This window comes from Acinetobacter sp. CE-15 (assembly GCF_051059255.1).
In the GTDB taxonomy this organism is placed as follows: Bacteria; Pseudomonadota; Gammaproteobacteria; order Pseudomonadales; family Moraxellaceae; genus Acinetobacter; species Acinetobacter guillouiae.
Genome location: NZ_CP192737.1, coordinates 1619053 through 1642707, shown reverse-complemented (window position 1 = coordinate 1642707; position 23655 = coordinate 1619053). Strand labels below are relative to the sequence as shown.

Here is a 23655-nt window from a genome sequence, read left to right as displayed (position 1 = left end):
AACAAATACTGCAACACCTTATAATTTCTGCAATACTTACACAGATTTTTAGTCATAAATTATGAATAATTCTTAAGGTTGATCTACATGTTCGTTCGCTCAATTCTTGCTTTGAGTTTAAGCTGTTTATTAACAGGTACAGCTTTTGCTGCATCTACAGCTGAGCAACCTCTAACGCCTAAAAAAGTTGCTGCTCCCGTTGAAGATCCTATTGATCCACTTGCTATTGACAGTTCTGCTTCAAGTGTAGAAACACAGATAAGCCAGCAAGAGCAACAAGACTTAGACAAAGCTGCAAACACGCTACAAAATTTAGAAAAAACTGAGGATAAAAACTCAGGTACTGCTATTGCCCCATCGTCTCCACAGACCACGACTGCAAAAACGGCAAGCAATCCCAATGCACCGAAAGCATCATGGACTTTGGATGGGATCAACAATGCACAATGGTACGAAAATATTGGCAAGGGTCAATTCCCTGTCTATGCCCGTGCCCATGTCATGTTAAATAATGCACATGCTTCACCTGGTGCAATTGATGGTTCAAGCGGTATGAATACCCTGAAAGCCATTGCTTCATTCCAACAAATGAATGGTATTAAACCGACAGGTGAGCTGACCAAAGAAACTTGGGATGCGTTAGTGTCTCAACAAGGCAATAAACCTGCTTTTGTGGAATACACGATAACGGCTGAAGATCTAAAAGGTCCTTATGCAAAATCAATTCCGCGTGATTATGCTTTACAAGCAAAAATGCCAGGTTTGTACTACACCCGTGTCACCGAAATGTTGGGTGAAAAATTCCATATGGATGAAGAGTTCTTAAAGAAACTTAATCCTAAAGCAACATTTAACAAAGTTGGTGAAAAAATCGTTGTCACCAATATCCGTAACGAATTGCCTGAAAATATCCATTTAATTGTGGCGCATAAAGGTGCGAAACAATTGTATTTATTTAATGCGCAAAACCAAATGGTTGGCTCATTCCCTGCCACAATTGGTAGTTCTGATACGCCATCGCCAACAGGAACGTATAAAGTTACCGGTGTTGCTCGCAACCCTTGGTATAGTTACTCGCCAAGTAATTTTGTACAAGGCAAAAACTTAAAACCATTATCATTACCACCTGGTCCAAATGCCCCTGTAGGCAACATCTGGATTGGCTTGAGTAAAAAATCATTTGGTATTCATGGTACGCCAAACCCATCTGCAATTTCGAAAACAGCTTCTCATGGTTGTATTCGTTTGACCAACTGGGATGCCAATGATTTAGGTAAAAAAGTTAAATCGGGTGTAACGGTTAAATTCTTAGAATAATCTTATACTTGATGAAATGAAAACCAGTGTACATACACTGGTTTTTTTATTGCAAAAGCTAAAAACTTTATCGTTCCAAAAACAAAACAACATGTTGCTATTTTGCTATTTCATCCCAATTAGTTAAATATTAATATTTACTCATGTTAAAAAATAAAGAATTGGAGACTTGAGATGAATACTTTTTTACATCACAGCGAAAACCGTGGTCACGTAAAAATGGGTTGGTTAGACACCAAACATAGTTTCTCCTTTGGTAGCTGGTATGATCCTAAATATATGGGTGTTGGTTCTTTACGTGTAATCAATGACGATACCATTGCAGCACATAAAGGTTTTGGTACTCACCCACATGACAATATGGAAATTTTGACCTGTGTACTCAAAGGTACCATTTCACACAAAGACAGTATGGGAAATGAACGTCATATCCATGCGGGTGAATGGCAATTGATGAGTGCGGGTACAGGTGTACAACACAGTGAAATCAACCAAGGTGATGAAGCCGTTCATATGCTACAAATTTGGGTGATTCCAAATGTTCAAGATGCTGAACCGAATTATCAACAAATTGAACGTGATCCTAAAAAATCACCAAATGAATGGCAATTGATTGTGGGACCAAATGACAATGCGCCGATGCATATTCGTCAAGATGCTGAAATTAAAGCAGCATATTTGGAAAAAGGTCACACACTTGAAGTGAAAGCAACCCAAAAATTTAACTATGTACATGTGATCGAAGGTGAGATTGATATTGCCGGTCAAGTCGTTAAAGCAGGTGATGCTTATTTATTTGACGAAGATTCAACACTCACTGCACATGAAGATAGCCAATTTATTTGGTTTGATTTAAACAGCTAATCCGTATGCAATAAAAAACCTCCGTATGTAATATATGGAGGTTTTTTATGTCGAGCTTATTGAATAAGTTAGCAGCAGTGTTTAAGCGCAATAATCTTTTTTCTGATCTTTAATCAATGATAAAGCAGCATTCCAAGCGGCCTGAATAATCGGTTCAGCAGCATCACTTTCAAATTGCTTGACCGTATATTCACATATTTGCTTACTCGGATAATGCAGTTTTGAGCTGCTCATGGCTTTGATCTGAACTTGACAAGCCCGCTCTAAAAAATAAATTTCATGAAATGCTCTAGCAATACTATTACCAGTGGCTAACAAACCATGATTACGTAAAATCATGCAACGATAATTGCCTAAATCCTCAACCAAACGCTCTCGCTCTGCGGTGGAAAAAGCGATGCCCTCATATTCATGATAAGCAATATTATTATAAAATTTCAGTGCATGTTGCGACAAAGGCAATAAACCTTTTTCTTGTGCAGACACCGCAATCCCATCTGCCGTATGAGTATGAATAACACAGTGAATATCATCTTTAGCATGGTGCAAGGCAGAATGAATAACGAAACCTGCGACATTGACCATTTTCCCTTGGTCATAATCGGCCACAATATTCCCTTCATGATCAATCTTCACCAAATCTGATGCTTTCATCTGATCAAATGTCACACCATAGCGGTTAATCAGAAAATGATCAGGCTCATGCGGGACACGTAAACTGATATGAGTATCAATCAAATCGGTCATTCTATAGTGTGCAATTAAACGATACAGTGCTGCCAACTGACAACGTGCTTCCCATTCAGCCTTATCAATATGCTTTGGACGTTTCATCCTAAAATCCTTTTTATTGCCAATGTATAAAACATCATTACTTTTAACGAGAGTTCAACAAATTAACAAGTTTTAATTCGTGAATGGCGACTAAAGCATCAATTTTGGAGTTACAGAATATAAAAAATCCAAACCAATAATTGAATATTGATTTGGATTAAAATTATTAATTATCATATTTTTTTATTATTTATACTTATTAAATCATTATAATAAAGATTTATCTTTTATTTATTTTTATTAAATTAAAAAATTAAATTATTATTTATTTTAATTCTTCATTATTGTTATAAAACGCCCTCATTCGTTGTTATAAAAAATAGATTTAAATACTGAGCTGATAGAGCAACTTCTTACCCTTAAAAGTTAAATCTTTAATAAAAACAATATCTCTATTATCTAAGTAAGAAATAGCATCATCAATTTCAATGTAGTCTTCATCAATCAACCATGAAATATCCAATTCGTTTAAATCAACCATACCGACTAAGTAAATAGCCTGATTTTTATTTTGTCGATTTTGAATATTTTTTAGAATTTCGCGTATCTTAATCCAGTCTTTCATATTTTAAATCTCATCGTGCTTACAGGTTCTATTATATTTATTGGAGAATTAAATACTAGATAGAGAAACGCCCTATGCGACAAAATTTGTCGCATAGGGCATCACCATAAAAACTCGTAATATCTGTATAAATTTCATCCATGAATATGAATCAGAATTTCCCCTACAAGCGCTTTAAAATTGCAATATTAAAGCTTGAATTCATCCCCTATATGCTGTTCTCGTACTTATAGTCAAACAAGGAAAACTTACCTCTGCTTGTAGCGCTTCTTACAAACTCACTGCGAGCGTCCCAATTTTTGTGCATGTGATTGACCTTTGCAAAATCACGATTTTATACTTTCACTCGTGTACAAAATTTTGCTCAATGAGATGTCATACGCAATCCCATTCCCCACAACCAATAAATGCCACGCTTTTCACGGTAAAATCTGCTGTTTAATCATTTGAAGTCACAATCTTATCCCTTTGCCTTAAGAAGACTGTGATATGGACTTTGCAGCATCACTTGATTCTAGCTTGATCTCATCGGGCTGTTTTTCTCCACGATTTAAAAATAGATTCAATAAAATTGCAGCCAAAGTTGCTGTACCAATTCCACCCAGATCAAATGATCCAATATGTACACTAAAATTACCTGCCCCCATGATCAAGCTGACCGCAGCAATAATTAAGCTACTGTTTTTAGTGAAATCAATTTTGTTATCAATCCAAATCTTTGCACCAGCCACTGTGATTAAACCAAACACCACAATCGAAGCACCACCTAAAAGCGCAACAGGAATAGTACTGATCACAGCTCCAAACTTAGGTGATAAGCCCAACAAAATGGCAAAGATCCCAGCAATCACAAAGACAGTAGTTGAATAAATTTTAGTGACAGCCATAACCCCAATATTTTCAGCATAGGTGGTCATGCCTGTCCCACCAACAGAAGCTGATAAGCTGGTACATACACCATCGGCAAAAAAAGCACGTCCCATATAAGGTGATAAATCACGGCCTGTCATTGCAGATACTGCTTTAAAATGACCTAAATTTTCAGCGACCAGAATTATTGCCACAGGCGCAATTAACAGCATGGCATTGGCATTAAACGTCGGTGCAACAAAATGTGGTAGGCCTAACCATGCAGCATTGCTAATGACTGCAAAATCGATAGCTTTGCCAAAGCCCATTACATTGGCAAGGATAAAATATAAGACATATGCACAGACCAAACCCAACAATAATAATAAGCGGCGCATCATGCCTCGGGTAAATACAGCAATTGCACTGATACACAGAATGGTTAGAATTGCCATCCAAGTATCAAATGAATTTGCTGAAACACTTTTAATGGTGACAGGTGCCAAATTTAGTCCAATGATCATCACGATTGCCCCCGTAACAATCGGTGGCATCAACTTTTCAATCCACCCCGTTCCCGTCTTCATGACAATTAAACCGATCGCGGCATACAGCAAACCACAAGCGATGGTCCCCCCCAAAGCCAAGGCAATATTCGGATTTGACCCCACACCTGCATAGCCCGTTGCAGCTGCAACAGCACCGATAAATGCAAAACTCGATCCGAGATAACTCGGCATTCTTCCACCCGTCATCAAGAAGAATAAAATCGTGCCGATACCCGTGATAAATATGGTTAAATTGGGATCAAAGCCCATCAGCAAAGGCGCGAGAACCGTTGCACCAAACATTGCAAATGCATGTTGCAAGCCCAAAACAATACTTTTTCCGACAGGTAAATATTCATCAATTTGCACAGGGGTTTGATCTAAATTTCCTGTGTATGGTTTAAATGATGTAAACCATGGTTCTTTTGTCGCCATTTTCTAAGTCCCCATATTGAGAGATCAACATACATTTTGAGGTTCACAGTAACTGCGTTTGAAATATAGAAGCGCATTTAAACTTGGGTTGTGACGAATTGCTTTGACCTGACAAAACAATACATCATGACTGCCGACCACTTGACTGGATACCACTTCACAATCAAATGAGATTAGGGCGTTATCTAACACGGGAGAACCCGTCACCAGTTCACTCCATTCAGCTTGTGCAAACCTCTGTTGCATCGGTGTTTTGCCACCAAAGAGATTCGATAATTCGGCTTGATTTGAACCCAATGTATTGACACACAAAACTTTATTTTCAGAAAAAATGTGATATACCGAAGCAGCCCGATTGAGACATACCAATAAGGTTGGAGGTGAATCCGTTACACTGCACACTGCAGATGCAGTAAAACCGGCCTGCCCTGCATCACCTTTGGTAGTGATCACATTGACCGCTGCACCCAGATTAGACATACCTTGTCTAAAGATAGCTTGATCGATTTCTAAATGGACATTGGCTTCACACGGCGTGTTAAACTCAATTATTTCACCAGCAAGTGCACTTTCCTGTTTGATCATTTGCATCATGACGCTCCCACCCCAATGCGCAAATGTTCATCGAGGTTAAAATTCTTTTTGAAAAAAATGATTAAAACGCATAGACAAATCTAGACATGCTCTATCCCACATGTGCTACAGATGCAATTTCTACTAAGGCTTCAGGTTTAACCAGTCCGACCTGTATACAATATCGAGCGGGTTTATCATTGGGAAAATATTCAGCATAGACCACATTTACTGCGGCATAATCCGCCCAATCTTTGACGAATATTGAGTTAAAGGTAATATCATCCATTGTCCCACCTGCAGTTTCGATGACGCTTTTAATGGTTTCTAAAATATGCCGGGTTTGCCCTGCGGCATCACCGACACAGACCACATCATTATTTTCATCAAAAGCCAAAGTACCTGAGACATAAACAATATTGTCTGCTTTGGTTGCTGGCACATAAGGTGCAAGGGGCTTAGCCGTACCTGCTGGGATCACAACTTGTTTCGACATTTTGAATTCCTTTATTTTTCCTGAAAGCATCTTCACCATAGACTTCAATACTAGAGAAGGCACAAGACACATAACCTGTTGAAAACCATTAAGCCGTTCGACTGAAAGTGAGGTGATTTGGCTGTGCCTGTTGAGTATTAAAAGTCTTTATAAATGACGCCGTGTCAGACACCCATCCAAAAAAAGTTTGAATGTTATATAAGGCCGCCTCTTGCGCTGCTGGAGGACCCGCTTGATAACATGCATCTTTAAGCGCCACACCAAAGTATTCCAAGAAAAAACCATCTCTGAGGGTTGATTCCACACAAACATTGGTGGCAATCCCAACGAAAACTAAATTTCGGATGCCACGAGCACGTAAAATGCTGTCCAGCGCTGTATTAAAAAAACCGCTATAGCGTGGTTTCTCGATCACAATGTCTTGAGCTTGAGACCTTAACTCATCAATTAATGCAAAATCCCACCCCCCTTTTGCCAATAACTTGCCTTGTAAGTCAGGGTTTTTACGCATGGTTTTTAAGGCATTGGATTTATGAAAGTTAGGAGAACCTAGGCCACCTGCTTCTACATATTGCTCATCCCATCCGTTTTGGAAATAGATCACTTGAATGCCCGCGGTATGTGCTGTATCAATGCTTTTTTTAATATTGGCGACCACAGGTTGAGTGGCTGAAACATCAAAACCAGCCAAATCTAAATAACCACCGATTGAGGTATACGCATTTTGCATATCAATCACGATAAGCGCCGTTTGTTCTGGTGCAAGCTGAATTGATTCTGGTTCTGCTTTTAAGACTCTGCCGGTTCCTGCATGTGCGGTAAAATCTGTACAGACCAGATGTTCTACAGTTTTAGTGTCATTCATCATAGTCATGCGCTTTTCTCCAAAACGGGTTGAGCTGGTTTTTGATAGCTTGCAACAACCTCCTCACGACAAGTCATCAAGGGCTGAATACGTTGTCCAAAATCCTCAACCCCTTGTATAAAATCATCAAAAGTTAAAAGAATCCCTTCTGTACCTTGAATTGTAGAAATTTCATCCAGCATCTTGGCTACATTTTCATAAGAACCAACGATTGTTCCCATATTGATATTGACGGGTGAAACACTTGAAGCCATTTGACGAATATTGGTATCTGTACCCGATGTTTGATCTTTGCCGCCTTGGTTCATTAACCAATTAATCGCCTCTAGATCTGCGCCTTGGTTATAGCTCTCCCATTTCGCCATGGCGTGTTGATCTGTCTCTGCGGCAATCACCATAAACAGCACATAGGTTTGTACATCTCTTCCAGTTTGGTCGGTATGTACTTTTAAACGGTCATTAATTTCAGCGTAGGCGATTGGTGTATTTAACCCTTTGCCAAAGACAAAATTATAATCTGCATATTTTGCTGAGAATGCTAAGCCCGCATCAGACTGGCCTGCACAAATAATTTTCATATCAGCTTGTGGCTTAGGCTTAACTTGGCAATCCTCCATTTGGAAAAACTCACCTTTAAAATCAGATGTTCCTGTTGCCCAAAGTTCACGTAAAATTTCGACATATTCAGATAAATAATCATAACGTTTAGAGAAATAATCATTCCCTGGCCATAGCCCCATCTGGGTATATTCTGGTGGTTGCCAACCCGTCACAACATTTAGCCCAAAACGTCCATTTGAAATTGAATCAATCGTAGATGCCATACGTGCCACGATGGCTGGTGGCATCACCAAAGTTGCGGCTGTCGCAAAAATTTTAATTTTGCTGGTGACGGCAGCTAAACCCGCCATTAATGTAAAAGTTTCTAAGTTATAATCCCAAAATTCAGTTTTACCACCGAAACCACGCAATTTAATCATCGACAATGCAAAGTCAAAACCATAATGCTCTGCACGTTGTACAATCTGTTTATTTAACTCAAATGTTGGCTTATATTGCGGTGCATTTTCTGAAAGCAACCAGCCATTATTTCCAATCGGACAAAACACACCAATTTTCATAGCTAAACCTCACTGGACAAAAAACATTCTAAAAAAATCTTATTAAAAATTCACTCAGCTTATAATTATCAACAATGCATACTGCATGCCACTAAATTTAGAGAATTGTTTTTATTGAAAAAATTTTAATTATTATTTTTTATTTTACCTTTTGGTAAAATTTAAGATTTTATTAAGCAAAAAAATTAAACTAAAATAGTGCATAAATGCATCATTTTAGATCATTGAAAATTCTAAAATCTGATTGAACAAAAAATAAAAACCCGCATAAAAATGCGGTTCGATGGCATAACAATTGGCTTTGAATAAACCAGTATTTCAATACAATAAATAACCCAATAAAAATCAAAATTTAAACCGCAATTAAAGCTATAACAAAATCAATATTTATAATATTTTATAAGCATCCTCAACAGCTAATCGAGGCAATCTTGCATATATTCTTTATGAGCAACATAACCAATATTAATAATCCTATTAGCAGCTGTTATGGTTTTTCCTAACTTTCATTTTCTAAAGAAAGCACTGGCTTTCATCTTACTTTGACCTAAAATATCGTCAAAAAATATAAATCGTACAGGACAACGATTGGCAGAAATAGGCCCCATTTTTACTACATCATAAATCTACTGAATTTGTTCAGCGCTAGTTTCCTTATCTAACCAGCGATTGAGAGATTGGTTACTAAGACCTATTGATGTGAATCCATATTTAGGTTGTGGTTTATAGCACCTCTTCTACTAAATTTTGAATTAAAATCTGATTGAATGTCTTACTCTCCGTTACTGAGGATGCATGTGCTCCTGTTTCCAACAGTGTTAATACGCCATGCCCCAATGCTTTTTTAAGATCGATACTCTTTTGGTAAGGCACTAAAAAATCATCTTTGTTGGCAATATAATACACATCCGTTTTCGCCAAAGCTGCGACATGTTCAGGTAAAATTTTAAAATTCATTAATGCATTCATACGTACCAATACATTGTTGATGGGTGGAAAATCATCAAATCCAGAATTTTCAATATCCTGAATTTTTTGAATATGTTTTGAAATATAGGCAGGTGGATATAGGAATAAAGCTTGTACCCGTATATAAGCTTCAACACCTACATTTTCTAATAAAGTCATACGTGCCTGAAAACACTTCTGTGTATGCGGATCAAGCGCATCCCAAGCATTAATAAAAGTAAGACTGGTTAATGATATATCTGTGTTCTGAACCAAGACCGCCAATTCTGCCCCAATGACTGCGCCCAAAGCATGTCCAATAAAATGGCATTGTTTGATCTGTTGTTGTTGCAGAATATCGAGAATTTGTTTTGCCATATTTTTGATTGAGTATGATGTTGGCAATGCATCAGAATCCGCATGACAACCTTCTTGATCATAAACAAGCACTTGAAAATATTGGGTTAATGTTTCAATTTGTGGTTGCCAAAATGAAGCGTGCCCACCTAAACCTGAAGATAAGACGACAATTTCAGCATCTTGCTGAGTAACACATGGAAAAATTCGATAGCTCATTGTTTTACCATTCTATTAATTTGTTCATTTAATAACAGCAAAAAATATGCCGAATACTTGTTATGTTTAAGTTGGTTTTTTTGAGGCTTTTGATAAAGAATGTTAACGTTCGGATTTTTTATCCTATTCGTTTACACGCTCAACATAACATCAGCATATTTTTGACATAAAACTAAAAAGACTTTTGATGAAATGAATCTTTTTCAAATAATTCGACATCCCAAACATAGACCTACCCATTAAAATTTGGACATTGAATCAAATCATTTAATGTATCATAAAAAAAGCAACAAGAATGTTGCTTTAAAATAGCAAAGACTTTCAGCCTTATCCGTATAGATTGTTTCAATCAACGCATCCGTTTTAAGTTATAAGTTACAACGCCCCAAATTTCAAATTCTTGCCCTTCTTCAATATAAATATTTTTAAATTCTGGATTCTCAGCTTTTAACCAAACTTTCGGTGGATCAAACTGCTTGTCAATCATCAAGCGCTTCACGGTAAAATCATTATCAATACGGGCAATGACAATATCGCCAGATTTTGCAGAAATGCTACGATCTACAATCAAGGGGTCTTCAATATCTATACCAACATCCAACATTGAAAGCGAATTTGCTTTAACAATAAAGGTAGAACTCTCATTTCGAATTAAATATTCATTCATATCCAATGATTGTTCTATGCTATCTTGAACAGAAAATGGCACGCCAGCAGCGACTCGTTCTGTCGCAAGCGGAATCTGATAAACCTTATCATTCTTAGGCTGAATGGTCTGGATATTTATGCTAGAGCTTAAATCACTGAGCTGGCCGTTTTTGAAATTTTTCAGTAACCAGTTTTTGATAAAATCTACTTGTGACTCTGGGACACGGATGACTTTGGTCGGCTCACTAAACTGTGCCTTGCGCCCAGCATTGGCTCTCGCACCTCCGTGTTCAAATTCTACTTTCTTAGACATTATTTATCCTATATGCTTCATAAAAGCCTGTAAAATCAATATAGCTTGAAAAAGTTACAAATTCAAGTTGACGGCAAGTTTTTTTTGAATAACAATAACTCTATCGATCAGTTTTGATACATCTATTTGAACAAGGACGACAAAGATAATCAATATACTTATCATAAATCAATAATTTAGAATACAGACATCTTGTTAATTTATTGATATTTTTGAATAAGTTCTCTGATCCCACTTAAGCACTTAATTGATTGATTTTCTATGTGGAGACATAAAAATGGCGACTCAACGTGATGCAATTCTTGGTTATGCAGACGAACAACATGCTTACTATATTCGTTTGATTGAAGACAATAATGTGTTAGGCAGCCAGTATGGTTTATTTTGTGAAAATACCAATAGCGATATCGCTGAAAGTATCATGACCACATTATTTTTAAAGAAATCATTTTGGCTCAATGGTTCTGAATTTAGTGATATTGTTAAAGGTTTAGAACCTCTTCCACTTTAAGCGGATGCCAACCTAATAAAATTGGATCTGCTTAAATATTCAACTGAAGTTTATGATTTGATATGTATTTCGTGATTAAAATGTCGTTGTATTCCCCTCGATACAACGACGATTTAATTTTCAATTGATCACGCTATCGATTGCATTTAGATGTTTGTCTTAAGCACTGAACTTGTGAATCAACTGCTTACCATCCATAATCTTTTGTTTGATTATTTCTTTTTCGTTATTCCTACTTTATCCATTTCTTGATTATCTTGTCCTTTTATTGAGCCTCTACTGAGTTCTTTACCAGTCACTTATAAAGATCATTGATCACCTCGTATTCACGAGCTGCTGAAATACGCAGATCAATCCAATCCCTCCTGTTTATTCATGGCACTTATTTTGCTTAATAAATATTACGTTTTTCAATAATCGTAATACTCAAGCTAAAATGAGGGCGGTAAATATGGGTTATGTCGCAAAGGAAATTGGTCAAAAGAACAAGCTATTACTGAGCTTGTGTTCTTTTCTGATCCCTATTTTGCTCTGGTGTGCGGTCAGTTATTTACCTTTTATTTGGCACCCTCAAGTGCAAATTACAAATTCTGGTAGTGTCTCGTATTTTCAAGTTGGCAGCCGTGTAGAAAAAAGTGTGTTCTATAGTGAGGCACAAAATGCGGTCGATCACCATTCTGCACCACCACAAGGTATTTTAGTTAATCCCATTTACTTACCTGCACCACATGAAGTGGCTAAAGCCTTGGTCACTGCATTTACCACACCGCCAGAACAACCAGATACACCATGGTTTCATCAAAGCTTATGGCACAGTATTAAAATCGTTTTTTCCGCTTTTTTAATCTCTTCAATTTTTGGTATTCCGCTGGGGATCCTCTGTGGTTTCTCACAAAAAATATCGCTACTTACAGAACCTTTTGTTGAATTTTTCCGTTATTTACCTGCACCTGCATTCGGTGCGCTTGCTGTTGCCATTCTCGGAATCAATGATGCACCTAAGATTGCGATTATTGTAATTGGAACGCTATTTCAACAAATCCTAATTATTGCCAATACAACCCGTATGGTCGATAAAGGCTTAATTGAAGCCGGCTATACCCTTGGAACCAATAAGCTTAAAAGCCTATTCAATGTAGTAATTCCTGCGGCTTTTCCAGATATTTACCGTGATTTACGTGTCTTGTTGGGTTGGGCGTGGACCTATTTGATTGTCTCTGAATTGATTGGTACGACCTCGGGTATTACATGGTTTATTACCCAACAAGCACGCTATCAAAACTTTGACAATGTCTATGCTGCGATCTTGATTATCGGGGTGATTGGACTGGTGTGTGATGTGTTATTAATGAAATTGGGCGAGCGTATGTTCGCATGGAAAGCAGGGGCAAAATAATGAATGACTCAACTTTTAATTCCGCTGAATATTTTCAAAAAATTTATGCACGCCCTGTCATCTTAGAGGCCAAACAACTCAGTCAAGTATTTAAACATGGTAAAACTGAACGAACCGTTTTAAATCAATTGGATCTTAAAATCCATAAGCGTGAATTTATTTGTGTGATCGGTCCATCAGGTTGCGGAAAATCAACCTTAAGCCGAGTGATTGCAGGTTTAGATCCATACCATAGTGGTGAGATCTTGGTCGATGGCGAAGCTATTACAGGCCCAAGCCCTGAACGTGGCATGGTATTTCAGGGCTATACCCTATTTCCTTGGAAAACGGTTAAAGAAAACGTCATGTTCGGCCCACGAATGAAAGGTGCCAGCCAAATGACTGCGGAAGCCCATGCACGGGAATGGATCAATATTATTGGCTTAGACAAATACGAAAACCAATATCCACATCAACTTTCAGGTGGAATGAAACAGCGCGTTGCTATTGCACGAGCTTTGGTTAATGAACCAAAAATCTTATTGATGGATGAACCTTTTGGTGCGCTTGACCCGCATACCCGCCAGAAGATGCAAAAGCACTTAATGGATTTATGGCAAAACATTGATATCACGATTATTTTTGTTACACATGATATGGATGAAGCCATCTTATTGGCTGACCGTATTGTCGCGTTAAAAGCCAATCCTGGTGAAATTAAAGAAATTATTGAAGTAGATTTACCGCGCCCGCGTTCATTAGATCTTATGACAACGCCCGCTTTTCAACATTTAAGAGCGCGAGTGGATCAGTTGGTCCATGCTCAGGAAGATGAGCTTGATCCATCACTACAAGACTTACCAAAAATACCGCGTATGACCCAAGTCAGTACAGGTCAATAAGCAGACGGATTTTTAGAGCATTTGGGACGACCCAAATCGCTAAATTCTTTGTTGGACGGCCAACCTTGGTGATATTCATGTCAAACACATATGTTTTACCGCTTGTGGACATTTCTTTACTCTCCAGCCCTGAGCTTCAAGATCGACTCACGGTCGCACACGCTTTAGATCAGGCATGTAAAGATGTTGGTTTCTTATATTTAACAGGAGAACAATTTAAACCTGAGTTATTTCAAAAGCTTTATCACACTGCCCAGCAATACTTTGCCCAAGATACTGCCATTAAAATGCAGCATTATATTGGCTTATCAGAAAATCATAGTGGTTATGTGCCGATCGGTGAAGAACGCTTTGTTGAAACAAGTTATGATCTCAAAGAGGCCTATGATGTCAATTATGATCACCAGAGCCAAGCAGATCGTCGCCCCTTGGTTGGCCCAACACAGTGGCCTGATGACCCGATATTTAAGCAGCAAGTCTCTGCCTATTATCAGCATATCAAAGCGGTTGGGCATGAAATTTTCCAAAGTTTTGCACTAGCACTTGGTCTAGATGAGCATTATTTTGATGCACATATTTCCAAAGCTCCCAGCCAACTTCGCCTGATTCATTATCCTTACCATCCTGAAATTCAGGATAAAGAAGGTATCGGTGCGCATACCGATTATGAATGTTTTACTTTGCTCTTACCCACAGCGCCCGGATTACAAGTGCTTGATAAAACGGGGCAATGGATTGATATCCCCCTACTTGAAAATACATTGGTCATGAATATTGGCGATATGATGGAAATTTTATCCAATGGCCGATATTTAGCAACCAAACATCGTGTAAAAAAAGTGGCTGAAGAACGCTATTCATTCCCGTTTTTCTTCTCTTGTGATTATGACTATGTAATTCAGCCTTTAATCAAAGATCAGCCTGCACAATATGCGCCTTTAAAAGGTGGTGAACATCTTTTTAATCAAACCGCACAAACCTTTCAGTATCTCAAAGAAAAAGTGGCACGGGGCGAAATTCAACTTGAAAATGCCCGCCCGCTTTACTCATTTGGTTTAAGCCAAAATGAGGAGTCGAAATGAACTTATTAGAACTCTGTACACAACTTAAACCAACGGATGACTCAACCTGCTTATTACCCCAATACTTATTGGGTGCTTTCCGCCGTAAGAGCATTACCTTTGCCAATGGTTTAACCGATGAAAATACCCTCGTCTATTGGTTTCAATCCAAGACATTTACCATTGATTTACGCTTAAAAGACCCTCGATCAACCCCCGTTTTAGAACGACAAGGTTGGGTTGGCGATACCCTTTGGGATGCTCAAAATCAATTGCTTTCATGGCATCTCAGCAGTAATTATCAAAATCATGTGCAATGGCCCGAACCCGCAAAATTGTATTCGATTGGCAATGCCATACTCGAGTTTTCACCCAGCCATGCTTATGTTGAGGATTGGCGTCAACAAGCGACTCGTGGCATATATCTTGGCTTACGTTTATTTAAAATTGAAAATACTGAGTTAAATACCAGTTATCCTGCGGATGGCGGCTTGATCCTTTGTGATCATTTTATTGCCTTTGCCAAGTCTCGACATCCCGATATACAACAGGCTTTTAAATCCGCTGAGACGTTAACAGATGCTATTTCTCAGCAACAGATCAGTCTAGAAGCTATCCAAGACTATGAGGTTTCGATCAGTTTTGATCAACAGATCATTGATCTTAGTACTATCACCAACAAAGTTGGAAGCAAGATTGATCTTGAAAATTTCCAACAGCTTGATCACAACACACTGGTTCAACAGCAAATTATCGATGGTCAACATTGCCGTTTATATTTCACACTCGATGTATTTCAAGAAGATTTTTGTTTTACTACACATACGGGCACTTCCACTGCTAGCCAAAGTTGGTTTGAACATGAAGAAAATCACCTTTTCCATCATGCAAGAATAGCCTTATAAGGAATATTTCCAAGCAATGTCTTTTTTATATTTAATCATTGCCATTGTGGCAGAAGTCATCGCGACTTCTGCCATGAAAGCATCTGATGGTTTTAGTCAGTTGTCTGCATCGATCATCACCGTGATCGGATATGCGGTTGCCATTTATTTTTTATCACTGACCATGAAAACGATTCCTGTTGGTATTACTTATGCGCTTTGGTCGGGTGCAGGTATTATTTTAGTCTCTTTAGTCGGCTTCTTTTACTACAAACAACACTTAGATTTAGCTGCAATCATCGGTTTGGTATTTATGATTATTGGAATTTTAATTATTCATCTTTTTTCAAAAAGCACAGAAATATAATCAATAGATATTTATATTTTAATGTGATTGAAGTGATGCCCTTGTTATTCAATTTAAACTTAACTTGCTGATTTTTTATCAAATCTACTAAAGTGAAAATTTTAAAATTTGTTTAGTTTCTAATGCGGCTCTAGCATTCAAATCTGTTTAAAGTTTGCGATTAATCTCTATGCTCTAAATAAAACTTTTGCAGCTAAAAAATAGCCCAAGACATGCTTAGGCTATTTTCAAACTATTCGACTCTTTTAAAAAAACGTTATTTCAACTCTTGTAACAATGTTGGATAAATCAGACCATCGACATTTTGTTCAGTTTTATAGATGCCATTTTCTACGTTAAATTTATTGACGTGATACGACGAGCCATAGATCGAATCAAAGCCATTGCCTTTACTAAAGACTTTTTGATTGGCTTCCAAATCAAGTAAATGGGTACCATTCACCATCGTTTCGTATTGTTTTGGATCGACCCCAGAACGAATTGCCATAATTTTTACAGCATCTGCATGTGTCGCAGGATCATTGATGTATTTCACCGTTTTGTCCCACACTTGAAGGATCTTTTTCCATTCATCTTTATGTGCAGTTAAATGACTCATATTTACGGTCAAGGTGTCATAAATTAAACCGGGTTTATCCTTCGAGGTATAAATGATTTTTGATCCTGCAACCGCTTTCAATGCCTGACTGGCTACAGGTTGCCATACTGCAATCGCTGAAACATCGGGGCTGGATAGGACTTGCGGTAATTGATTGGTCGCAGAATTGACCAATTTGATTTCATTGATTGGGATTTTTTGATCTGACATTGCTGTTGCAAGGAGCAAATGATCGACCAGACCTTTTTCAACGCCAACAGATTTACCTTTTAAATCCTGAATACTATTGATCCCATCTTTGGCAATAATCACATCATTGCCCGCAGAATAGTCCGTCGCCATAACCATCATGCCTTGGGTACCACCTGACGCCGTCACCAAGTTATCGCCATTGGTGACAAATACGGCATCTAATTGATTGGCTGAAAAGGCTGAGAGTGACGCAGAATAATCAAACCATTTAAACTCAACATTGAGACCAGCTTCTTTTAACCAGCCTTTTTCAATCGCAACCTGCCATGCCACAAAACCGGGCCAATCACTATAACCGATGGTGATTGCTTTCGCATTTGCTGAAGCTTGAGTAGCTTCTTTCGCTTCTGGAATTTTTGCTGTGTTGTCACAACCAGCGAACAACATCGCAGACAATAGTGATACTGATAATAATGATTTATGGATCATACAGAAACGCCCCCTGTTTTTTCGCCTTTAAATTGTGTATTGGTTTGATTTAGCGACTGTATATATGCACGCCACCCCCCAAAATGACTGATATCTATAGCGTCATTGATTGCATAGCCTTCGCAGATAAAACCTTTAACCCAACTGCCATCTTCAAGTTGTACATTACCGATTCCCAACGGCGCTGGAACCTCTGCAACGACTGCCCCAAAATTTGCCAATGGAATATCCCAAACCTCAACTTCAATAGATGTTCCTGTTGCATCAGATTGCAGACCAGGTTTTGCTGGACTGGTATTTTTTAAAGCAAATAATTTGTAATTTTTTGCGGTATAGGCTTTCTTTAATAAAGTCCCTTGACGTGTAGTGAGCTGAAAATTAAGTGGCATCGCTGTTAAATGTGCGCCCACTACCGCTAACTTGACTGAATTTTTCGAAGTAATCTCAAGCGTTTTTTTATAATACTGCTGAGATTTCCCCAATGTAAGCGCTATCAGTGCTTGCCATTTTTGGGCAAAATTTGCCAAAGCTTGATCGTGCCAAGCAGGCGCGATAAAAGTCACTCCACTGGGTAAACCATCTGAGCGAATTGTATTGGGCAATGCTATTGCAGCTAAATCGGCAAAATTGACAAAGTTGGTATAAGCCCCCATGAGTGAGTTCTTTATGATGGGGTCAGCTTCAACATCAGCAATAGAATAAATCGTGGGTGAGGTCGGTACCATCAATGCATCATAGCCTTGTAAAGCCAAATTAATTTTTCGAGCCAATACAGCGCGTTTATATTCAGCTTGAAGTGCATCGGTGGCGCTAAAGCTATCTGCTTGGGCAATGATTTCAGCGATAACAGGATGTGCTTGTTCGCGTGTTACCACTTTTTCGACCGCTACAGTTCGTTCAGCAACCCAAGCCTCGTTATAGAGTGCTTTGGCAAGTGCATTAAAATCCGTAAAATCAATGCTTTCAACTTCATAGCCGAGTGATTGAATTCTTTCTACAGCGATTGCGAAAGCTTTTTCAGTTTCGCTATCACCATAAAACTCAAGCTGTGCGGGTATGGCAATTTTCCCTTTAGAAAACTGAGTCGGAACATTCGCGGGGTGAGTGCGTGAATATTCATCTGTTTCATCATAGCCTTGCATAACACTGGCAACCGTCCAAGCATCGTCACTGCTCAAAGCAAAGATAGAAATTACATCAATTGTTCTACAAGCAGGCATTAAGCCTGTGGTTGAAAACCAGCCTTTGGTCGGTTTAAGACCAACAATATTGTTATGCCCTGCTGGAACACGACCCGAACCTGCTGTATCGGTCCCTAAGCTAAATGGCACCATACCATTTGCAACCGCAACCGATGAACCAGAGCTTGAACCACCGCTGATATATTCTGGATTAAAACTATTTTTGACCGCGCCATAAGGTGAACGTACCCCGACCAATCCCGTTGCAAACTGGTCAAGGTTAGTTTTTCCAATCACCACAGCACCAGCTTTTTTTAACTTGGCAATCACCACTGCATCTGTGGCTGCTAAATATTCAACGTCTTTACACGCGGCGGTGGTATGGAACCCCGCGACATCAATATTGTCTTTAACAGCAAATGGCACACCGTATAAAGGTAAATCAGCTATATCTTGCTGTTTTAACGCTTCGATTTGTGCCTGAATTTGCGTGGCAGATGCGATTTCAATCCAAGCATGATCGTCATTGTGAATGGTTTTAACATAATCGATTAAACCCTCAATCTTGATTTGCTGACTGATATATGCCTTTTGCCAGTCTTGGATCGTCCATAAGTCTTGCATCACTCTACTCCCGATTTAATCATTTTGCAGAATTGGTGGCATCACAGCATCCATCAGCTCCAGATGCCCTTTGATCACACCCTTGAGTGCTGTAAATTGTTGGCTTATATGCCGAAGCTCAGAACTTGCCCCTTGCATCAGCATGACTTGTAAGATTTTTTGTTGATCAAGTTGAATATGCAGTGAACTGATCACTTGTGTTAAAAACTGTTGTTGTAAATCAATCAGTTGATTTCGAAGTGGCATTTGTCCTGCATCATAAAGAATGGTCAAAGTGCCGACCATGACTTCATTTGCTTGCGCCTGTTCCGCAATCAGGTGTTTATTGATCATGTCAACAATCGCTTGAGAGCGACTTTCGTAGTGCTGATCAACAATTTTCTGATCGAGTGCATTTAGCGTTGCTTCAGGTACAGTAATGCTGATTCGAGCCAACTTTTGTTTAGCCACAGACTTATCCTTTTAGCTTGTTGACAGAAGTGTTTTGTTTGATATACACGCCTGCACGTACACTGAATAAATCAACAAAAAATGCTTTAAGCGGATGTGTTTTTTTAACTGTTGTTTTGACCTGATTCATAGCACAACTCCATCTCAGTATTACCAAATTCGGTTTTTGTATTACTGATATAACAATGCAGAAAATGTGCCAGTTTTTAACCACGTTTTTGCTGGTTTTAGCGTGTATTTATGGATGATTTTTGGGCAAAAACAAATTAAATGCACAAGCATAGCGCGAAGCGTTATATAGGTTTAACAGTAAAGCCTTTGCTATTTTAATTTTAATCGGCTAAGTCTTTCTAACTTATGACACTTGATAGGATTATGGCTGTAAAGCAAATAGAAAAAATTAAATCTATGTTTGAAACAGATAAGGAGCATCATCACTGATGCTCCTGTGTTGATTTTTATCAGGCTACAGGTGCCAAGGTAAACAATACCTGTCCAGTCTTAACCGTCTGGCCTTTTTCAATGGTGATGGCTTCTACCTTCATCCGTTCAGGTGCAACAATCGGAATTTCAATTTTCATCGCTTCAATCACCGCAAGGGTTGCACCTTCTTCAACAATATCTCCAGAAGCACATTCGATTTTCCAAATTGAACCCGGCATATGTGATTCAACTGCACAACCACCTTCGGGAATACTGACCGCTTCACCATCCTCTACAGTATCTAAACTTTCAGATACATATTCTTGTAAACCTGCGGCATGCCAACGACGGCGCTCTGCTTCAAAGTTGGCTTGTTGGGTCTGTTTAAAAGCATGAATACTGTCTTGATTTGCAGCAAGGAAATCATTGTATTCTTTCAGATTAAGCACACCGTCTTCAATACGCAGTTGCAAACGCCCTGCTTTAAAATCTTCGCGCATCTGTAGCAATTCTGCTTCTGAAACCTCATAAAATTTAACCTGATCAAAGAAGCGTAATAACCACGGCTTGCCAGTTTCAAAATTGGCATTTTTACGATAGCGACTCCACATTTGTGTGGTACGTCCCACAAATTGATAGCCCCCGGGACCTTCCATACCATAAACACACATATATGCCCCACCGATACCAACAGCATTTTCTGGTGTCCAAGTCCGTGCAGGGTTATATTTTGTTGTGACCAAACGCTGACGCGGATCAAGTGGTGTGGCAACCGGTGCGCCTAAATAGACATCACCCAATCCCATGACTAGATAATTGGCACTATAGACCACATCTTTTACCGCTTGCTTTGATGCTAGGCCATTGATACGACGAATAAACTCGATATTATCAGGGCACCACGGTGCATCAGGACGGACGATTTGTGTATAGCGCTCAGTCGCCAATTGAGTTTGTGAATCTTCCCATGCCAGTGGTAAATACACGGTCCGTGAAGGTACTTGCATATTGTGTATATCAGGCAGTTCCGCTTCCGCGTGTTGAAGTTTTTCCAAGAGCTCAAGTTGATCAATTTGAATTGAATCAAAATGAATTTGTAATGAACGAATCCCCGGGGTGAGATCAATAATTCCGTGGATATTCTGCTCTTTTACCCATTGCATCAAAGCATGAATACGGAAACGTAGATTTAAGTCTAAAACCAGATCACCATATTCAACTAATAAATAGCTATTCCCCGCAGGTCGATAAGTCACACTCGGTAAATCTGCTTGTGCTACGCGTGTAGCTAAAACAGCATTTTCTAATGTGTCATTTTCCGCGTGGAATACAGGATTAAAATTCACCGCATCTGTGTCAGAAGCAATAACACTTTGATGATATGTTTGATCCAAGGCTTTTGCTTGCGCATAACTAACAGGAATAAATTTAACTTTATCGCCTGCTTTAAGCTGACCAATTTTCCAAAGTTCAGAATGAATCACCACTGCTGGACAAACAAAACCACCTAAGCTTGGACCATCAGGCCCTAAGATGATCGGCATGTCGCCTGTAAAATCAATCGCACCAATTGCATAAGCATTGTCATGAATATTTGATGGATGTAGACCTGCTTCACCGCCATCTTCACGTGCCCACTCAGGTTTTGGCCCAATTAAACGAATACCGGTACGACTGGAATTATAGTGAATCTCAAACTGGTTACTAAAAAATCTATCAATATCGTTTTTGGTAAAGAAATCTGGTGCGCCATGCGGACCATACATCACTGCAATTTCCCAATGACGCGCAAATTTAGGGATTTGATCTGCGGCTAAACTTTTGCTTTGATCAGATGAATATTCAGTAATCGCAAGCATATCCCCAATTAATAAATTACGCCCTGCATGCCCACCAAACTGCCCCAGAGTAAAGGTTGCTTTTGATCCTAAATATTCGGGAACATGGAAACCACCTTTGATCCCAATATAGCTTCGGCATCCAGTGCTCATTGTTCCACACTTTAACACCTGACCTTTTTTAACATTCACGGTTTGCCACATTGGAACCAGTACGCCATCCAGCTTAGATGGCATATCGCCGCCGGTAATCACAATTTGACTGTCACAATGAAACTTTAAACTTGGCCCTTGTAAAGTACATTCCAATCCAGAAGTATTATATGGATTGCCTAAAAGTTGGTTGGCGACATTTAAACTTAAAGGATCAATTGCACCGGATGGTGGTACACCCACATCCCAATACCCTAACCGACCAGTAATGTCCTGAATTGCGGTTTGAATGCCCGATTGTAAAACCTCAATTTTTTGGGTTTTCCACACAAAGCTATTTAAGAAGCGTGTGGTTTGTGTCCCTGAATTAAACACCTCACCCGCAATAATATTTTGTAGGTATTCCAGATTGGTTTCAATTCCTGCAATCTGTGTATCTGCCAGACTAGATTGCATGGCTTGAATCGCTGCACCTCGATCTGATGCCGTCACAATGATTTTGGCAAGCATGGGATCATAAAATGAAGATACATTTGAACCAGTTTCGACCCATGTTTCGACCCGTGCATTTTGATCAAATTGCACATAGGTCAGCAAGCCTGCGCTGGGTTGAAATTGTTTAATCGGATCTTCCGCATATAAGCGAACTTGAATCGAATGTCCTTTTGACGCTAATTTTTCAGTGGGTGCTGTCCAATCGCCACTGGCCAAAGTCACCATCCATTCAACCAGATCTACAGCATAGACTTGTTCTGTCACACCATGCTCAACTTGCAGACGGGTATTCACCTCTAAGAAATAGAACTGCTCAGTTTCAGTATCCATCACAAACTCAACCGTACCTACTGAACGATAATTCACAGATTGCATGAGTTGAATCGCGACAGTTTGAATATAGTCACGTTGCTCATCGGTTAAATGTGGTGCCGGCGTTTCTTCTATGACTTTTTGATTACGACGTTGTACAGAACAGTCGCGTTCCCCTAAAGCCAGCACTTGCCCTTTTCCATCACCAAAAATTTGTACTTCAATATGTCGAGCATGCTGCACAAATTTTTCTAAGTACAAACCTGCATCTTTAAAGTTGGCTTGGGCCAAATACGACACAGTTTGATAAGCGTCTTTGAGTTCAGCTTCATCCCAAACCAAACGCATACCGATACCACCACCACCCGCGGTACTTTTTAACATCACAGGATAGCCAATACGTGCTGCTTCGGTGATTGCTTCTAATTCACCAGAAAGCAAAGAACTCCCCGGCAACAGTGGCACTTGGCTTTTAATCGCCAGTTCGCGCGCCGTATGTTTTAGACCAAAATCCAGCATTTGGCTTGAAGTTGGCCCAATAAAGGCAATACCCTGATTTTCACATAGGTCACAAAACTCCGCGTTTTCAGACAAAAAACCATAACCCGGATGGATTGCTTCAGCGCCAGTTTGCTTGGCAATTTGTAGAATTTTTTCAATATTTAAATAACTTTGTTGTGCTGGTGCAGCACCAATACAAAATGCCTCGTCGGCTAAAGTCACATGTAAAGAATCCTGATCAGCTTCTGAATAAACAGCAACGGAAGCGATACCAAGTTTTTTAAGTGTACGAATCACACGACAAGCGATTGCACCACGATTGGCAATAAGAACTTTATTAAACATAT

General features: G+C 39.1%; 22 protein-coding genes. 8 read left to right on the top strand and 14 right to left on the bottom strand.

Annotated features, from left to right (window positions below; translation table 11 throughout):
- The first annotated feature begins 87 nt into the window (after positions 1-87).
- Together ACQ7EO_RS07510 and ACQ7EO_RS07505 are read left to right on the top strand one after the other, a co-directional pair.
- Entirely contained in the window at positions 88-1317 is a 1230-nt protein-coding gene (locus ACQ7EO_RS07510) for a L,D-transpeptidase family protein (RefSeq protein WP_034611785.1), read from the top strand.
- Positions 1318-1491: 174 nt separating this feature from the next.
- The gene (locus tag ACQ7EO_RS07505) at positions 1492-2181 is read left to right on the top strand and encodes a pirin family protein (RefSeq protein ID WP_004724634.1); all 690 of its coding nucleotides are present in this window, start codon (positions 1492-1494) and stop codon (positions 2179-2181) included.
- 81 nt (positions 2182-2262) lie between these two features.
- On the opposite strand, the gene ACQ7EO_RS07500 is transcribed toward ACQ7EO_RS07505, so the two are convergent.
- The 9 genes from ACQ7EO_RS07500 to ACQ7EO_RS07460 all read right to left on the bottom strand — a co-directional run bounded on the left by ACQ7EO_RS07500 (position 2263) and on the right by ACQ7EO_RS07460 (position 10952).
- A complete protein-coding gene (locus ACQ7EO_RS07500; RefSeq protein WP_056517856.1) occupies positions 2263-3015 on the bottom strand; it encodes a class II aldolase/adducin family protein in 753 nt (250 codons plus the stop codon).
- A 325-nt stretch (positions 3016-3340) separates the two neighbouring features.
- A complete protein-coding gene (locus ACQ7EO_RS07495; RefSeq protein WP_004724636.1) occupies positions 3341-3580 on the bottom strand; it encodes a hypothetical protein in 240 nt (79 codons plus the stop codon).
- A 473-nt stretch (positions 3581-4053) separates the two neighbouring features.
- A complete protein-coding gene (rutG, locus tag ACQ7EO_RS07490) occupies positions 4054-5412 on the bottom strand; it encodes a pyrimidine utilization transport protein G (RefSeq protein ID WP_434279286.1) in 1359 nt (452 codons plus the stop codon).
- 24 nt (positions 5413-5436) lie between these two features.
- Complete coding sequence (gene rutF / locus ACQ7EO_RS07485) at positions 5437-6006, bottom strand: NADH-dependent FMN reductase RutF (RefSeq protein ID WP_081407363.1); 570 nt, start codon at positions 6004-6006, stop codon at positions 5437-5439.
- 91 nt (positions 6007-6097) lie between these two features.
- Positions 6098-6481, bottom strand: coding sequence for a pyrimidine utilization protein C (gene rutC, locus ACQ7EO_RS07480; RefSeq protein WP_244013320.1), 384 nt, complete (start codon positions 6479-6481; stop codon positions 6098-6100).
- 88 nt (positions 6482-6569) lie between these two features.
- Positions 6570-7346, bottom strand: a complete 777-nt coding sequence (gene rutB, locus ACQ7EO_RS07475) for a pyrimidine utilization protein B (RefSeq protein WP_434279604.1) — start codon at positions 7344-7346, stop codon at positions 6570-6572.
- 5 nt (positions 7347-7351) lie between these two features.
- On the bottom strand, positions 7352-8467 hold the full coding sequence (gene rutA, locus ACQ7EO_RS07470; protein ID WP_303577197.1) for a pyrimidine utilization protein A: 1116 nt from the start codon (positions 8465-8467) through the stop codon (positions 7352-7354).
- Positions 8468-9190: 723 nt separating this feature from the next.
- Positions 9191-9991 carry a pyrimidine utilization protein D gene (rutD, locus tag ACQ7EO_RS07465; protein WP_303577196.1) on the bottom strand — a complete coding sequence of 267 codons (801 nt, stop codon included), beginning with the start codon at positions 9989-9991 and terminating at the stop codon, positions 9191-9193.
- 349 nt (positions 9992-10340) lie between these two features.
- Entirely contained in the window at positions 10341-10952 is a 612-nt protein-coding gene (locus ACQ7EO_RS07460; RefSeq protein ID WP_004822739.1) for a LexA family protein, read from the bottom strand.
- Between the two features lie 277 nt (positions 10953-11229).
- Here ACQ7EO_RS07460 and ACQ7EO_RS07455 point away from each other — a divergent pair, with 277 nt between their 5' ends.
- The 6 genes from ACQ7EO_RS07455 (at position 11230) to ACQ7EO_RS07430 (ending at position 16052) form a co-directional block, all read left to right on the top strand.
- Positions 11230-11463: a hypothetical protein gene (locus ACQ7EO_RS07455; RefSeq protein ID WP_004724652.1), complete on the top strand. Its 234-nt coding sequence runs from the start codon at positions 11230-11232 to the stop codon at positions 11461-11463.
- 451 nt (positions 11464-11914) lie between these two features.
- The gene (locus tag ACQ7EO_RS07450; protein WP_303577195.1) at positions 11915-12859 is read left to right on the top strand and encodes an ABC transporter permease; all 945 of its coding nucleotides are present in this window, start codon (positions 11915-11917) and stop codon (positions 12857-12859) included.
- Complete coding sequence (locus ACQ7EO_RS07445; protein WP_004822741.1) at positions 12859-13740, top strand: ABC transporter ATP-binding protein; 882 nt, start codon at positions 12859-12861, stop codon at positions 13738-13740. The genes ACQ7EO_RS07450 and ACQ7EO_RS07445 overlap by 1 nt, the downstream gene beginning before the upstream one ends.
- Positions 13741-13817: 77 nt before the next feature.
- Positions 13818-14822: an isopenicillin N synthase family dioxygenase gene (locus ACQ7EO_RS07440; RefSeq protein ID WP_034611809.1), complete on the top strand. Its 1005-nt coding sequence runs from the start codon at positions 13818-13820 to the stop codon at positions 14820-14822.
- Positions 14819-15706 carry a hypothetical protein gene (locus ACQ7EO_RS07435; RefSeq protein ID WP_434279285.1) on the top strand — a complete coding sequence of 296 codons (888 nt, stop codon included), beginning with the start codon at positions 14819-14821 and terminating at the stop codon, positions 15704-15706. The genes ACQ7EO_RS07440 and ACQ7EO_RS07435 overlap by 4 nt, the downstream gene beginning before the upstream one ends.
- Before the next feature lie 16 nt (positions 15707-15722).
- Positions 15723-16052 (top strand): DMT family transporter, encoded by a 330-nt coding sequence (locus tag ACQ7EO_RS07430; RefSeq protein ID WP_004724663.1) that lies wholly within the window; start codon positions 15723-15725, stop codon positions 16050-16052.
- Positions 16053-16308: 256 nt separating this feature from the next.
- Here ACQ7EO_RS07430 and ACQ7EO_RS07425 read toward each other — a convergent pair whose 3' ends face one another.
- From ACQ7EO_RS07425 to uca, 5 genes are all read right to left on the bottom strand, one after another.
- Positions 16309-17331 (bottom strand): ABC transporter substrate-binding protein, encoded by a 1023-nt coding sequence (locus ACQ7EO_RS07425; RefSeq protein WP_434279284.1) that lies wholly within the window; start codon positions 17329-17331, stop codon positions 16309-16311.
- Complete coding sequence (atzF, locus tag ACQ7EO_RS07420) at positions 17328-19139, bottom strand: allophanate hydrolase (RefSeq protein WP_434279283.1); 1812 nt, start codon at positions 19137-19139, stop codon at positions 17328-17330. The genes ACQ7EO_RS07425 and atzF overlap by 4 nt, the downstream gene beginning before the upstream one ends.
- 12 nt (positions 19140-19151) lie before the next feature.
- Entirely contained in the window at positions 19152-19586 is a 435-nt protein-coding gene (locus ACQ7EO_RS07415) for a CopG family ribbon-helix-helix protein (RefSeq protein ID WP_004822751.1), read from the bottom strand.
- A gap of 4 nt (positions 19587-19590) precedes the next feature.
- Complete coding sequence (locus ACQ7EO_RS07410) at positions 19591-19716, bottom strand: hypothetical protein (protein WP_262086276.1); 126 nt, start codon at positions 19714-19716, stop codon at positions 19591-19593.
- Between the two features lie 331 nt (positions 19717-20047).
- Positions 20048-23653, bottom strand: a complete 3606-nt coding sequence (uca, locus tag ACQ7EO_RS07405) for an urea carboxylase (protein WP_434279282.1) — start codon at positions 23651-23653, stop codon at positions 20048-20050.
- Positions 23654-23655 lie beyond the last annotated feature (2 nt).